Here is a 13128-nt window from a genome sequence, read left to right as displayed (position 1 = left end):
GCTCAGGCCGGCGGTGCGACCGGAGCCTGCGGGCCGGCGGGCACCCCCGGCGGCGGCGTGGCGTCGGCGTCCAGCGGCCGCTGCGTCAGCGCCAGCAGCGCGTCGTTCATCGACACGTCCTGCGTCTGGATCGCGCTCCACAGCTCCCTGAGGTACCCCACGCCGCTGCCCGAGGCGGGGCCGGTGGGCGCCAGGCTGGTGCCCGGCGGCAGGTTCTCCGGGGTCGGGATGTGCGGCACGCCGGCCGGCATGTCGCCGCTCATGGCCTCGTTGGCCGCGTCGTAGGCCTGCGGAGGCACGTCGATCGGCGGGATCGGCAGCTCGGGCGCGGCCGCGGCCTCCGGGACCGGCACAGGCGCGGGCAGCTCGGCCGGCACGGCATCGATACCGGCCGACATCGGCACCATCATCGCGCCGTCGGCGGGCAACGGCGGCAGCTGCTCGGGGGCGGGGACCTCCAGCGCGGCCGGGATCACGACCTCGCCCTCGGGCGGCGGCGGCGGCAACTGCTCGGGCGGCAGCGGTGCGTCGGCCGGCGGCGGCAGCGGTGCGTCGGCCGGGGGAGGCAGGGGCGCGTCGGCGGGCGGCGGCGGTGCGTCGGCCGGGGGCGGCAGCGGTGCGTCGAACGGCACGGTTCCGTTCAGGCCCTGCGAGTCGATCGGCGCGGATTCGGTCGGCACGTTGCGCGGGGTGGCGCTCGACAGCCCGCGACCGCAGGTGGGCCATGCGCCGCGGCCCTGGTTGGCCAGCACGCGCTCGGCCACCGCGATCTGCTCCTCGCGGGACGCGAGGTAGGCGGCGGGGGCGTACTCGCCGCCACCGTTGCCGGCCCACGTCCCTGGCGAGAACTGCAGTCCGCCGTGATAGCCGTTGCCGGTGTTGATGGCCCAGTTGCCGCCCGACTCGCAGCGGGCGACCGAGTCCCACTCGGTGTCGGTCGCCGCGGAGGCGTGAGCGGCCAGCCCGATTCCCGTGCCGCCGATGACGGCCCCGGTGAAGGCGACTTTCGCGACGCTGATCGATGATGAGGTTGGCTTGCGGTGCCGCGCACTCATGTGTCGGTGTAATCCTCTCGTCGTGCGCCCACGAGGTCAGCTGTCGGGTTCGGGCCTGAGAGGTTGCCCGGCCGAGCATTGCTCGGCTTCACCCCAAGGAGCCGCCTGCAGCTCCTGGTCCATGGCGGACCGGTGGGTCCCCCGTCTCCATCCGAAAGATTGAGTTGTCCGTGACCCGGGAACCACCGGATGGAGTTCGGCGCGAGGTTCTCAGGTGGGCCGGCCGATAACCGTCGGCTGGCCTGCGTCAGAACATAACGGCTCTGGCCTGCACCGTCACGTTCGGCAGTGACCGGCGTTTCGTGCCCGAGCAAATATTAAAGGGCCTCTAAACCTGCACGTCGACGGCATGTCGGCGGACTTCGTTCCTGGGCTTATTCCGGCGCCAGCCAGTTTGTGATCGTTTCGTGATGTGAGGTAAATCACCCGCTAGCCGCCCGCGAAGGGGGGTAGCACGTCGAGCGTCCGGCCGTCGGCGAGCGTCGTCGACGGATCGCGGACCGCGGTTCCGTCGCAGAGATACGAGCAGCGGCGCAACACCCGGGCCAGCGCCGGATCGCGTTCACTTAACCGGCGCGCGATGTCAGCAACCGTGGTGCCGGCGGGGGCGTCGAGGCGCTCCTCGTCCGTTCCGGCCGCTGCGCGCGCCGCCGCGAAGAAGCGGACCACGATGGTGACGGAGTCAGCCACCGATCGCGCTCATCGGACGGTCCGGCTGCACGAACCGGGGATCGTTGATGCCGTGTCCTGCGGGCTTGCGCCACATGGCCGCGCGCCAGGCGGCCTCGACGGCGTCGTCGTTGGCGCCGCGGCGCAGCAGCGACCGCAGGTCGGTCTCCTCCGTCGCGAACAGGCAGCTGCGCACCTGGCCGTCGGCGGTCAACCGGACGCGGTCGCAGTCGCCGCAGAACGCCTCCGACACCGACGCGATGATCCCGACGGTGGCCGGACCGCCATCCACCCGCCACAGTTGCGCCGGCGCCGAACCGCGCGGCGCGTCGTCGGGGGTCAGCACCCAGTGCTGGGCGAGCGTGGCGTGCACGTCGGCCGCGGTCAGCATGCGCGACCGGTCCCAGTTGTGCTCGGCGTCGAGCGGCATCTGCTCGATGATCCGCAGCTGGTAGCCGTGGGCCAGGCAGAACCGCAGCAGCGCGACGGCGTCCTCGCGGCCGGTCTGGGGGTCCAGCACGGCGTTGACCTTGACCGGCGTGAGCCCGGCGCGCTGCGCGGCCGCCAGCCCCGCCAGCACGTCACCGAGCCGGTCGCGGCGGGTGATGTGCGCAAACCGCGCGGCGTCCACGCTGTCCAGCGACACGTTGACCCGGTCGAGGCCCGCGGCGGCGAGCCCGTCGGCCCGCCGCGCCAGCCCCAGCCCGTTGGTGGTGAGCGCCAGCGTGGGCCGCGGCGACAGCCCGGCGGTCGCCGCGATGACGTCATCCAGGCGCTTGTAGAGCAGCGGCTCGCCGCCGGTGAAGCGGACGCTGGTGACGCCGAGCCGGGTGACGGCGAGCCGGATCAGCCGGGTCAGCTCGTCGGGGGTCAGCAGCCGCTCGGCCGGCAGCCAGTCGAGGCCCTCGGCCGGCATGCAGTAGCGGCAGCGCAGGTTGCACCGGTCCGTGAGCGAGACGCGCAGGTCGGTGGCGGTGCGGCCCCAGCTGTCGCGCAGCGGGCCGGCGAGCGGCGCCGGACCCGGCCGGCGGGCCGTCGGCAGACCGAGCGGCGTGACCGTCATAGCCGTACGCGGTGGGCGTCGTCGACCGGCACGATGTCCTTGCCCAGCGGCATCAGCGACACCGGGATCATCTTGAGGTTGGCCGCCGCCAACGGCAGGCCGATGATGGTGATGGCCATCGCGATGGCCGAGGTGATGTGCCCGATGGCCAGCCAGATGCCGGCGACGATCACCCAGATGACGTTGCCGACGACGCTGGCCGCGCCGGCGGTCGGCCGCTCCACGACGGTCCGGCCGAACGGCCACAGCGCATACAGCGCGATGCGCAGCGACGCGATGCCGAACGGGATGGTCACGATGAGGACGAAGCAGATGAGCGCCGCGAGCAGATAACCCAGCGCCAGCCACAGGCCACCGAAGATCAACCAGATGACGTTCAGGACCAGTCGCATGATTACCTCCAGCGGTCCTCCCAGCCTACCCAGGCGACGCGCGAGGTCAGCGGGGTACCATCGGCGGCAGTCGCGTCCTGCGCTTGCGGGACGCGTTTTGTGCGAGAGCAGTCTTCAGCAGACAAGCAGGTGAGTGCAGTGCCGACCGGCAAGGTGAAGTGGTACGACGCCGAGAAGGGGTTCGGGTTCCTCTCCCAGGAGGAAGGTGAGGACGTCTACGTGCGCTCGTCGGCGCTGCCCGCCGGCGTCGAGGGACTCAAGGCCGGTCAGCGCGTCGAGTTCGGCATCGCGACCGGCCGGCGCGGCCCGCAGGCGCTGAGCCTGAAGATCATCGATCCGCCGCCGAGCATCACCCGCACCCGGCGGGAGGCCGCCGGTCCGCCGGAGCACAAGCACTCGCCCGACGAGCTGCACGGCATGGTCGGCGACATGATCACGCTGCTCGAGAGCGTGGTGCAGCCCGAGCTGCGCAAGGGCCGCTATCCCGACCGCAAGACCGCCCGCCGGGTGTCCGACATCGTCAAGGCCGTCGCGCGGGAGCTCGACGCCTGACGTCCGCGGGCAGCGGGTAAGACTGGACCCGTGGCTTACGTCGAAGCGGGCGAGTTCAACCGCGACACCGACTACATCGAAGACCGGATCACTTCTGCGGACGCGAGGAGCAGTTCGGGCACCGACGGGCGTGACGGCTACCCCGTCGAGCCGGGCCGCTACCGGCTGATCGTCGCGCGGGCCTGTCCGTGGGCCAACCGCGCGATCATCGTCCGCCGGCTGCTCGGCCTCGAAGACGCGCTGTCGATCGGGTTCTGCGGGCCGACACACGACGAGCGCAGCTGGACGTTCGACCTCGACCCCGGCGGCGTCGACCCGGTGTTGAAGATCCCCCGGCTGCGCGACGCCTACCTCAAGCGGTTCCCGGACTATGCGAAGGGCATCACGGTGCCCGCGATCGTCGACGTACCGACCGGTGAGGTGGTGACCAACGACTTCCCGCAGCTGACGCTGGACCTGTCGACGGAGTGGACGGCCTACCACCGCGACGGTGCGCCGGAGCTCTATCCGGAGCGGCTCCGCGACGAGATCGACGAGGTGGCGGAGCGGATCTACACCGAGGTCAACAACGGTGTGTACCGCTGCGGCTTCGCCGGGTCACAGCAGGGCTACGAGCGCGCCTACGACCGGCTGTTCACCGCGCTGGACTGGCTCACCGAACGGCTGAGCACGCAGCGCTACCTGGTGGGCGACACCATCACCGAGGCCGACGTGCGGCTGTTCACCACGCTGGTGCGCTTCGACGCCGTCTACCACGGCCACTTCAAGTGCAACCGGCAGAAGCTGACGGAGCTGCCGGTGCTGTGGGCCTACGCCCGGGACCTGTTCCAGACGCCGGGGTTCGGCGACACCGTCGACTTCGTGCAGATCAAGCAGCACTACTACATCGTCCACACCGACATCAATCCCACGCAGGTTGTGCCGAAGGGCCCCGACCTGGCGAACTGGTACAGCACCCACGGCCGGGAAGCGTTGGGCGGCAGGCCGTTCGGTGACGGCACACCGCCCGGCCCGGTCCGCGAGGGCGAGCGGGTGCCCGAAGATCACGGGGCCGCCTGAACTCCCGTCAGTCCCACACGGTGCGCACCGACCACTCGGCGTGCGGCACCTCGGCGATCTCGCCGCGCGGGTCGAGGACCAGCGTGGGGAGGTACACCCCGATGCCCTGCAGCCGGCCGCGCTGCGGGTCGACGGTCGGCACCGTCACCGCCAGCCGGCTGTTGGGCGGATAGCTGTTCTCGACCGGATCGCCGCCGTCTTCGTAGAACCGCAGCATGCGCCACGGCGCTTCGGAGATCGCGTGATCGACCGACAGCTGCACCGGCTTGTCGTGGGCGACGCGCAGCGTCCCCTCCTGCCCGGGGGCGCGGCAGTCGCTCAGGTCGACCCGGCAGTACTTGATGGGCCCGACGCGCACGGTGTCGCCGCGCGAGTAGACGCTGATGTCCGGGTAGCGCGGCGGGGCGTCGCGCAGCGTCGTCCACACCCAGGCGCCGGTGACGACGGCGCTCACCAGCGTCAGCGCCAGCAGGACGAGCGCGGTGCGCCGGCTCACCGCTGGGTCACCGGATCCGGGTGCGGGGTGCCCTGCTGCTCCACCATCACCGGCCGATTGCCGCCGAGGCCGGGGATGAGGGAGTCGCCGCGGTGGCTGACGATCGTCTGCGCCAGCCCGACGATGAGCAGCGACGACACGGCGGTGAAGCCGACCCACAACTCGGTGTAGACCAGCACGCCGAGCGAGCCGCCCATCACCCACGCCAGTTGCAGCAGGGACTCCGAACGCCCGAACGCCGACGCCCGCGACTCCTCGGGCAGGTCGTCCTGCAGCGACGCGTCGAGCGAGGCCTTGGCGATCGCGGCGGAGGCGGAGGTGACGAGCGTGGCCGCGGCGGCCACCAGCAGCGCGCCCGTGACGGCCGCGGCCAGCGCGGCGATGGTCACGGCCGCCGCGCAGCGCACCACCAGCACCGCCGGTTGCCCGAGCTTCAGCCGCGCGGCGACGGCATTGCCCGCGAAGTTGCCGACGCCCGCGGCCGCGCCGATGAGGCCGATGATCTTCAGTTGGTCCAGGCCGCTCGCGTCGTGCGCCTTGGCGACGAACGCCGGGTAGAGGAACAGGAAACCGACCATCACCTTGATGGTGCAGTTGCCCCACAGCGACGTGATGATGTTGCGGCCGAGCGGTTGGCGACGCGTGCCGGCGTCGGGGACCGACGGCGAGTGGCGGCGGAGCTGCCCGCGGCCACCGTGGTAGCTCAGCGTCGTCGGGACCTCACCCTCGGTGACCTCGACCCACTTCGGGATCTGCATCGAGAGCCACGCGCCGGCCACCGACACCGCGATCAGCACGAACAGCGCGCCGGGCAGTTCGAACAGCGACGTGGCGGCGTACTGCACGCCCGCCGCGATGCCACCGCCGACGATCGTCCCGCCGATCAGCCCGAACATCGTCAGCCGCGAGTTCACCCGCACCAGGTCGATGGTCGGCGGCATCACGCGCGGGGTGACCGCGCTGCGCAGCACCGAGAACGACTTCGACAGCACCATCATCCCGAGTGCGCACGGGTAGAGCACCCACGGCGGGAAGTTGCCGGTGGCGCCGTCGAAGTTCGCGACGAGCAGCACGCCGAGCGCCGTGCGCAGCGCGAACGACAGCGCCAGCGCCACCCGCCGGCCGTGCTGCAGCCGGTCCAGGGCGGGACCGATCAGCGGGGCGATCACCGCGAACGGCGCGATCGTGATGAGCAGGTACATCGCGACCTTGCCCTTGCTCTCGCCGGAGGCGGCGGCGAAGAACAGGGTGTCGGCGAGCGCGACGGCCATCGCGGCGTCGACCGCCGAATTGGCGACGACGGGCCAGGTCAGCGCGGTGAGGCCGGAGCGGTCGGCGCCGTCGGCGGTGGCGGCGCGATGCACCAGCCCGTACATCCGGGAGCCCATCTCGCGGCTGCGCATCGCCGCGGCCCGCGTCACCGTGACCCGCTCCGGGCCGCTGCGGTGGTCATGTCGCGGCGGAGGGCGAGTGTCGCCGTCGTCGTCGAGCGGCGGCAGATAGCGGTTGGCGCTCGGTGGGGCCTGGCGGCGGTGACGGGGCTGCGGATCGTCGCTGGGGTAGTTCGCCATCCCGGGATGCTCGGCGGCCGGACCGCGGGGCGGGCGTGGCGGGTGGTAGCGACGGTCACGCCCCGGTCCGGTCACGGTGCGATTCTCCCCCATCCGGTTCGTCGCCCCCACATCGGCGCGCGGCATCCGTCGTGCACTATGGGAACCGATGGAGTCCGGAACTGAATCAGCAGGCCCACCGGCGCAGACCGGTTGGGCGGACGGCGTCGAGCAGGTCCTGCGCGACGCGGTCGAGCTGGCGCGCGCGGCCGTCGTGGAACACAGCGGCGAGACGGTCGGCGCTTACCTCGGTATCGCCTACGAGGACCCGACGGCGGCGACGCACCGCTTCCTGGCGAACATGCCCGGCTATCAGGGCTGGCAGTGGGCGGTGGTGGTGGCGAGCACCCCGGGTTCGGGCCGCGCCACGATCAGCGAGGTGGTGCTGGTGCCCGGGCCGACGGCGTTGCTGGCGCCGCAGTGGGTGCCGTGGGAGGAGCGCGTCAAGCCGGGCGACCTCGGGCCGGGTGACCTGTTGGCGCCCGCGCCGCACGATCCTCGGCTCGTGCCGGCGTTCATCGGCGGCGGCGACCCGCAGGTCGCCGAGGTCGCGGCGGAGGTGGGGTTCGGCCGGCGTCAGGTGCTGAGCCTGTTCGGCCGATCCGACGCGGCCCAACGATGGCATGACGGCGATTACGGGCCGGGGTCGGCGATGGCCCGCGCGACGAAGCGGGTGTGCCGCGACTGCGGCTTCTGGGTGCCGCTCACCGGATCGCTGGGCCTGCTGTTCGGCGTGTGCGCCAACGAGATGTCGGCCGACGGCCATGTCGTCGACGCCGAGTACGGCTGCGGCGCCCACTCCGACACCCCGCCACCGCAGGGCGCCGGCTCCCCGGTGTTCGACCCCTACGACGACGGCGTGCTGGAGATCAGTGAGCCCGTGATCGCCGCCGACACTCAGGACTGAGCTTCGGCGGCCGCCTTGATGCGGCGCAGCGACAGGTTCATGCCCTCGACCAGTTCGGCGTCGAAGCTGTCGTCGCCGCCGAAGAAGCGATTGACCGCGAGCCGCGACACGGCCGAGGTGCCGTTGTCGGCGTGGCGGCGTTCGACGAGCCGGGTGCCGCGCTCGGTCGGCGTCAGCTCATAGGCCCACACGGTGCGGTTGGCGTCGACGCGGAACGCCAGCTTGCGCTCCGGCTCCACTTCGGTGACGGTGCTGGTCGTCGGCCAGAACAGCGGCCCGCGCCGGTTCAGGTTCAGGGTCTTCATGCCGGGCCGCAGCGCGCCGAAGCCCTTCATCAGCCGGCACTGCGGACTCCACTCCGGCATGCGCTTGAGATCGCTGACCAGCCGCCAGACCGTCGACACCGGGGCGTCGATCTCGATCTGCGCTTCGAGTAGGGGTGCGGCCACGGGTGTCTCCTTTAGGTCGTTACTGCAGTCCGGATTGTGCGCCGCGCCGCCCACGGCGGGCCGCGCTGCGTTGCCACAGGAAGATGCTGGTGCCGAGCACCGACAGGCCGAGGCCGGCCACGGTGGTCGGACGCCACGTCTCCAACGAGGCCACGGCGAAGGCGAGCACCGTCGCGACCGCCCAGCCGAGGGCGATCACAGCGATCATGGGCCGCGGATCGAGCAGCCGCGCGGGCAGCGGCGGCGGCTCGGGGGGTGCGGCGTCGGCACCGGTGGCGCTCATCGCCGTCACCGTAGCCGATCCGGCTCGCGGCGGAACCGCCGCGCCGGGGCCGGCTGGTGACCGTCCCGCGTCGAGCCGCGGTTTCCCGGGGCGAGCACCACCCGCCGATGTGCCCGCCTCCGAGCGACAACGCCGCCCCCGGGGTGGGCCGTGAGCGGGCTGACGCTTCGCCCGCACGGTCGCGGCTCCTCGCCGAACGCGCAGACTCGAGGCCCGATGCGACGCCCACGCCCGCGTTGTCGCTCGAAGGCGGGCATCTTCTCGTGCCGGAGGCCGGTGTGACGCGTGGGGAACCGGGCGCGCGGCGCGGTCGCGTCGGCGGCGTCCTTTCGGATGCGGCCTCTCCCGTAGGGTTCGGCTGTGCGGGAGGACGATTGAGCGGCTACGTGGTCGACGTCGACGACCCGGCGGATCCGCGGCTCGACGACTTCCGCGACCTCAACAGCGTCGACCGCCGGCCCGACCTGCCCACCGGCAAGGGGCTGGTGATCGCCGAGGGCGTGCTCGTCGTGGCGCGGATGCTGGCGTCCCGGTTCACGCCGATCGCGCTGCTGGGCACCGACCGCCGCTGGGCCGAACTGCGCCCCGACCTGCTGCGCGACGGCGTGCCGGATGTTCCGTACTACCGGGCGAGCGCCGAGGTGATGGCCGAAGTGGTGGGGTTCCACCTCAACCGCGGGGTGCTCGCGGCGGCGCGGCGGCCGACGCCGCTGACCGTCGACGAGGTGCTCGACGGTGCCCGCACGGTCGCGGTGCTCGAAGGGGTCAACGACCACGAGAACCTCGGCGCGCTGTTCCGCAACGCCGCGGGCCTGGGCGTCGACGCGGTGGTGTTCGGGGCGGGCTGCGCCGACCCGCTCTACCGCCGCGCGGTGCGGGTGTCGATGGGGCATGCGCTGCTGGTGCCGTTCGCCCGGGCCGATCCCTGGCCCGCGGCGTTGAACACGCTGCGGGACAACGGCTTGCGCCTCCTGGCGATGACGCCGGACCCGGCTGCGGACACGTTGGCCGACGTGATGGCCGGGTTGGCCGAGGAGCGGGTCGCGGTGCTGGTGGGTGCCGAGGGGCCGGGGCTGACGGAGACCGTGATGCGCGCCAGCGATGTGCGGGTGCGCATCCCGATGTCGCGGGGAACCGACTCGCTCAACGTCGCCACCGCGGCGGCGCTGGCGTTCTACGAGCGGGTGCGGGCGAACTAGGTTGGCCCGTATGACACCTGATCCGCCCACCGAACGCACCCCGTGGGGGACCGGGCTCACGGTCGCCGGGTTCGTCGCGGCGGTGACGGCGGCGGCGACGGTGATCCTCAGCCTGGGCGTGGCCCGCGTGCACCCGCTGCTGGCCCTGGGGCTGAACGTGATCGCGGTCGGTGGGCTGGCCCCGACGGTGTGGGGCTGGCGGCGGCTGCCGGTGTGGCGGTGGTGTGTGCTGGGCGCCGGGGTCGGGGTGACGGTGGCGTGGCTGGTGCTGCTCGCGCTGTGGGCGGGTCAGGGCTGACCGGAGGACCGCACGCCCAGCAGCACGTCCTCCCAGGCGGGCACCGCGGGCTTGGCGCGTTTGCGCCGTGACGGCCGTTCGGCGGGCGCCTCGTCCTGCGCCGCGGGTTCGGGTGTGGCGACGTCCGGCTCGGTGTCGGCGAACTCCAGCTGCGCGAGCGGTGCGACGGGCCGCAGCGGCTGTCGGGTGAAGTGGGGATCGATCAGCTCGTGGGCGGGATCGTCGACGGCGGCGACGGTGCCGCCGTGGGCGCCGGGGGTGAACCGGAAGTGCGCGGTGTTCTGCGACCGGCCGGCCTGCCACTGCAGCTGCACCGTCCAGCGCCCGTCCTCGTTCTTCCAGGCGTCCCACTCGGTTTCGGTGGGGTTGAGGCCGCGGGCGATCAGCGCCGTGGTCACGGTCTCCAGCAGCGTCATCACCGACGGGCCGTCCGCGAGCACCGGGTGCGCGGCGGCGGCGAGCTCGGCGGCGCGGGAGCGTTCGAGCAGCACCGGATGGGCGAACCGCTCGACGCGCGCCGGATCCATGCCCGCGGCCGCGGCGATCTGCTCCACCGATGCGCCCGCGCGGATGCGGGCCTGGATCTCTTTGGGTCGCAGCACGTCGTTGACCTCGCTGTCGGGCTGGGGCGCCGGGCGGATCTCGCCGCGCACGGCGGCGCGCAGCTTCTCGTCGACGCGCAGCAGGAATGTTTCGCCGGGGCCGTCCGCGGCGCAGATCACGTGCCGCCCGTCGGTATCGAGTCCGACGACTCTGAGTTCCCGCACACCGACCTCCTCCGGGCTTGTGCCCCGGGTGAGGCGCCGTACCCGATTAGCTGGTCACCTTACTGCCGGTTGGCCCGCGGGACCCCGCCGACACGCGGCGCGGTCTACAGCCGTTCGACGACCCAGTCGACGCAGGCGGTCAGCGCGCTGACGTCGTCGGGGTCGACGGCGGCGAACATCGCGACCCGCAGCTGGTTGCGGCCGAGTTTGCGGTACGGCTCGGTGTCGACGATGCCGTTGGCGCGCAGCACCTTGGCGACGGCGGCCGCGTCGACCTCGTCGCTGAAGTCGATGGTGCCGACCACCTGGGAGCGCAGCGTCGGGTCGGCGACGAACGGTGTGGCGTAGGACGCCGCCTCCGCCCAGGAGTAGAGCCGCTGTGACGAGTCGGCCGTCCGCGCCACCGCCCAGTCGAGGCCGCCGTTGCCGTTGAGCCAGTCGAGTTGGCTGGCGAGCAGCACGAGCGTGCCGATGGCCGGGGTGTTGTAGGTCTGGTTCTTCAGGCTGTTCTCGACGGCGATCGGCAGCGACAGGAAGTCGGGCACCCAGCGGCCCGACGCCGCGATCTGCTCGACGCGCGCCAGCGCCGCGGGGCTCATCACCGCCAGCCACAGCCCGCCGTCGCCGGCGAAGTTCTTCTGCGGCGCGAAGTAGTAGGCGTCGGCCTGCGTGATGTCGACGGGCAGGCCGCCGGCGCCGGACGTGGCGTCGATGAGGACCAGCGCGTCGCCGGAGCCGGCGGGCCGCTGCACCGGGACGGCCACGCCGGTCGAGGTCTCGTTGTGCGCCCACGCGATAGCGTCGACCGACGGATTGGACTGCGGCTGCGGCGCGCTGCCCGGGTCGGCCTTGACGATGATCGGATCGCCGACGAACGGGTTGCCGGCGACCGCCGAGGCGAACTTCGCGCTGAACTCGCCGTAGGTCAGGTGCAGCGACCGCTGGTCGATGAGGCCGAAGGCGGCGGCGTCCCAGAACGCCGTCGACCCGCCGTTGCCGAGGATCACCTCGTAGCCGTCGGGCAGCGAGAACAGCGCCCGGATGCCGTCGCGCACCCGTCCGACCAGGTTCTTCACCGGGGCCTGCCGATGGGAGGTGCCGAACAGGTGGCGCGCGTCGGCGAGGGCCTGCAGCTGCTCGGGCCGCACCTTCGAGGGTCCCGAGCCGAAGCGGCCGTCGCGCGGTTTGAGGTCGTCGGGAATCGTCAGCTCGGCCATGCATCCACCCTAAATCGCGATCAGGGTCTGGAAAGTATGCGATACCTGCGGTACTGTGTACACCAACCGGGGCGTTGTAAAGCTAGGAGGTTCGGGATGGCTCGCACACGGATGGTTCGCCGCTGGCGGCGCAACATGGACGTCGCCGACGACGAGCAGTACGTCGAGACCCTCAAGACGTTGTCCGAGGGTTCGGTGCGGCGGAACTTCAACCCGTACACCGACATCGACTGGGACGACCCGGCCTTCGCCGTCACCGACGACGACGAGCGCTGGATCCTGCCGGCGACCGACCCGCTCGGCCGGCACCCCTGGTACCAGGCGCAGCCGAAGGACCGGCAGATCGCGATCGGCCAGTGGCGGCAGGCGAACGTCGCGAAGGTCGGCCTGCAGTTCGAGATCATCCTGATCCGCGGCCTGACGAACTACGCGTTCTGGGTGCCCAACGGCTCGCCCGAATACCGCTACTGCCTGCACGAATCGGTCGAAGAGTGCAACCACACGATGATGTTCCAGGAGATGGTCAACCGCATCGGCGCCGACGTGCCGGGCATGCCGCGGCTGTTGCGCTGGCTGTCGCCGGTCATCCCGCTGGTCGCCGGGCCGCTGCCCATCCCGTTCTTCTTCGGCGTGCTCGCGGGTGAGGAACCGATCGACCACACGCAGAAGAACGTGCTGCGCGAGGGCAAGTCGATCCACCCGATCATGGAGCGGGTCATGGCGATCCACGTCGCCGAGGAAGCCCGTCACATCTCGTTCGCGCACGAGTACCTGCGCAAGCGGCTGCCGCACCTGTCGCGGTGGCAGCGCTTCGGGCTGTCCTGGTACGTCCCGCTGGTGATGCGGGTGCTGTGCCAGGCGATCATCGTGCCGCCGAAGTCCTTCTGGTCCGAGTTCGACATCCCGCGCGAGGTGCGCAAGGAGCTGTTCTTCCGCGCGCCGGAGTCGCGGCAGTTCCTGCGCGACATGTTCGGCGACGTGCGGATGCTCTGCCACGACACCGGGCTGATGAACCCGCTGGCGAAGCTGGTGTGGCGCATGTGCCGCATCGACGGCCCGCCCAGCCGCTACCGCAGCGAGCCGCAGCGCCGGCCCGTCGCCGCCTGACGTCG

General features: G+C 72.0%; 16 protein-coding genes and 1 riboswitch. Of the genes, 6 read left to right on the top strand and 10 right to left on the bottom strand.

Annotated features, from left to right (window positions below):
* Positions 1-2 precede the first annotated feature (2 nt).
* From LV457_RS02445 to LV457_RS02430, 4 genes are all read right to left on the bottom strand, one after another.
* The gene (locus LV457_RS02445; RefSeq protein WP_232168779.1) at positions 3-1055 is read right to left on the bottom strand and encodes a transglycosylase family protein; all 1053 of its coding nucleotides are present in this window, start codon (positions 1053-1055) and stop codon (positions 3-5) included.
* A 9-nt stretch (positions 1056-1064) separates the two neighbouring features.
* Positions 1065-1267: riboswitch (cyclic di-AMP (ydaO/yuaA leader) on the bottom strand.
* A 217-nt stretch (positions 1268-1484) separates the two neighbouring features.
* Positions 1485-1745 carry a MoaD/ThiS family protein gene (locus LV457_RS02440; RefSeq protein WP_232168778.1) on the bottom strand — a complete coding sequence of 87 codons (261 nt, stop codon included), beginning with the start codon at positions 1743-1745 and terminating at the stop codon, positions 1485-1487.
* Positions 1738-2787 (bottom strand): GTP 3',8-cyclase MoaA, encoded by a 1050-nt coding sequence (moaA, locus tag LV457_RS02435; protein ID WP_232168777.1) that lies wholly within the window; start codon positions 2785-2787, stop codon positions 1738-1740. The genes LV457_RS02440 and moaA overlap by 8 nt, the downstream gene beginning before the upstream one ends.
* Positions 2784-3179: a YccF domain-containing protein gene (locus LV457_RS02430; protein ID WP_232168776.1), complete on the bottom strand. Its 396-nt coding sequence runs from the start codon at positions 3177-3179 to the stop codon at positions 2784-2786. The genes moaA and LV457_RS02430 overlap by 4 nt, the downstream gene beginning before the upstream one ends.
* 138 nt (positions 3180-3317) lie before the next feature.
* Between LV457_RS02430 and LV457_RS02425 the strand changes: the two genes are divergently transcribed.
* Positions 3318-3731 carry a cold-shock protein gene (locus tag LV457_RS02425; RefSeq protein WP_232169215.1) on the top strand — a complete coding sequence of 138 codons (414 nt, stop codon included), beginning with the start codon at positions 3318-3320 and terminating at the stop codon, positions 3729-3731.
* A gap of 30 nt (positions 3732-3761) precedes the next feature.
* Positions 3762-4790, top strand: coding sequence for a glutathione S-transferase family protein (locus tag LV457_RS02420; RefSeq protein ID WP_232168775.1), 1029 nt, complete (start codon positions 3762-3764; stop codon positions 4788-4790).
* Between the two features lie 7 nt (positions 4791-4797).
* Here the strand turns inward: LV457_RS02420 and LV457_RS02415 are convergent, their stop codons facing one another.
* Positions 4798-5286: a DUF2771 domain-containing protein gene (locus LV457_RS02415; protein WP_232168774.1), complete on the bottom strand. Its 489-nt coding sequence runs from the start codon at positions 5284-5286 to the stop codon at positions 4798-4800.
* Entirely contained in the window at positions 5283-6857 is a 1575-nt protein-coding gene (locus LV457_RS02410) for an MFS transporter (protein ID WP_232169214.1), read from the bottom strand. The genes LV457_RS02415 and LV457_RS02410 overlap by 4 nt, the downstream gene beginning before the upstream one ends.
* 148 nt (positions 6858-7005) lie before the next feature.
* On the opposite strand from LV457_RS02410, the gene LV457_RS02405 reads away from it, so the two are divergent.
* Complete coding sequence (locus LV457_RS02405) at positions 7006-7803, top strand: DUF3027 domain-containing protein (protein WP_232168773.1); 798 nt, start codon at positions 7006-7008, stop codon at positions 7801-7803.
* Here LV457_RS02405 and LV457_RS02400 read toward each other — a convergent pair.
* A complete protein-coding gene (locus LV457_RS02400; protein ID WP_232168771.1) occupies positions 7794-8252 on the bottom strand; it encodes an SRPBCC family protein in 459 nt (152 codons plus the stop codon). The genes LV457_RS02405 and LV457_RS02400 overlap by 10 nt on opposite strands.
* Positions 8253-8271: 19 nt before the next feature.
* On the bottom strand, positions 8272-8535 hold the full coding sequence (locus tag LV457_RS02395) for a DUF2530 domain-containing protein (protein WP_232168769.1): 264 nt from the start codon (positions 8533-8535) through the stop codon (positions 8272-8274).
* 374 nt (positions 8536-8909) lie between these two features.
* Here LV457_RS02395 and LV457_RS02390 point away from each other — a divergent pair, with 374 nt between their 5' ends.
* Both LV457_RS02390 and LV457_RS02385 read left to right on the top strand, forming a co-directional pair.
* Positions 8910-9734 (top strand): RNA methyltransferase, encoded by an 825-nt coding sequence (locus LV457_RS02390; protein ID WP_232168767.1) that lies wholly within the window; start codon positions 8910-8912, stop codon positions 9732-9734.
* A 10-nt stretch (positions 9735-9744) separates the two neighbouring features.
* A complete protein-coding gene (locus LV457_RS02385; RefSeq protein ID WP_232168766.1) occupies positions 9745-10032 on the top strand; it encodes a DUF2537 domain-containing protein in 288 nt (95 codons plus the stop codon).
* Here the strand turns inward: LV457_RS02385 and sepH are convergent.
* Together sepH and serC are read right to left on the bottom strand one after the other, a co-directional pair.
* The gene (gene sepH / locus LV457_RS02380; protein ID WP_232168765.1) at positions 10023-10799 is read right to left on the bottom strand and encodes a septation protein SepH; all 777 of its coding nucleotides are present in this window, start codon (positions 10797-10799) and stop codon (positions 10023-10025) included. The two genes, LV457_RS02385 and sepH, sit on opposite strands and share 10 nt — an antisense overlap.
* Before the next feature lie 104 nt (positions 10800-10903).
* Positions 10904-12016: a phosphoserine transaminase gene (gene serC / locus LV457_RS02375; protein WP_232168764.1), complete on the bottom strand. Its 1113-nt coding sequence runs from the start codon at positions 12014-12016 to the stop codon at positions 10904-10906.
* A gap of 96 nt (positions 12017-12112) precedes the next feature.
* Here serC and LV457_RS02370 point away from each other — a divergent pair, with 96 nt between their 5' ends.
* Positions 12113-13123, top strand: a complete 1011-nt coding sequence (locus LV457_RS02370) for a diiron oxygenase (RefSeq protein ID WP_232168763.1) — start codon at positions 12113-12115, stop codon at positions 13121-13123.
* Positions 13124-13128 lie beyond the last annotated feature (5 nt).

This window comes from Mycobacterium sp. MYCO198283 (assembly GCF_021213805.1).
In the GTDB taxonomy this organism is placed as follows: domain Bacteria; phylum Actinomycetota; class Actinomycetes; order Mycobacteriales; family Mycobacteriaceae; genus Mycobacterium.
This window is presented reverse-complemented; position numbering and strand designations above follow the sequence as displayed.

Coding starts and splice junctions, on each gene's coding strand:
- LV457_RS02395 (WP_232168769.1), bottom strand. CDS start 8,535: ATGAGCGCCACCGGTGCCGACGCCGCACCCCCCGAGCCGCCGCCGCTG.
- LV457_RS02385 (WP_232168766.1), top strand. CDS start 9,745: ATGACACCTGATCCGCCCACCGAACGCACCCCGTGGGGGACCGGGCTC.
- serC (WP_232168764.1), bottom strand. CDS start 12,016: ATGGCCGAGCTGACGATTCCCGACGACCTCAAACCGCGCGACGGCCGC.
- moaA (WP_232168777.1), bottom strand. CDS start 2,787: ATGACGGTCACGCCGCTCGGTCTGCCGACGGCCCGCCGGCCGGGTCCG.
- LV457_RS02410 (WP_232169214.1), bottom strand. CDS start 6,857: ATGGCGAACTACCCCAGCGACGATCCGCAGCCCCGTCACCGCCGCCAG.
- LV457_RS02445 (WP_232168779.1), bottom strand. CDS start 1,055: ATGAGTGCGCGGCACCGCAAGCCAACCTCATCATCGATCAGCGTCGCG.
- LV457_RS02370 (WP_232168763.1), top strand. CDS start 12,113: ATGGCTCGCACACGGATGGTTCGCCGCTGGCGGCGCAACATGGACGTC.
- LV457_RS02405 (WP_232168773.1), top strand. CDS start 7,006: ATGGAGTCCGGAACTGAATCAGCAGGCCCACCGGCGCAGACCGGTTGG.
- LV457_RS02430 (WP_232168776.1), bottom strand. CDS start 3,179: ATGCGACTGGTCCTGAACGTCATCTGGTTGATCTTCGGTGGCCTGTGG.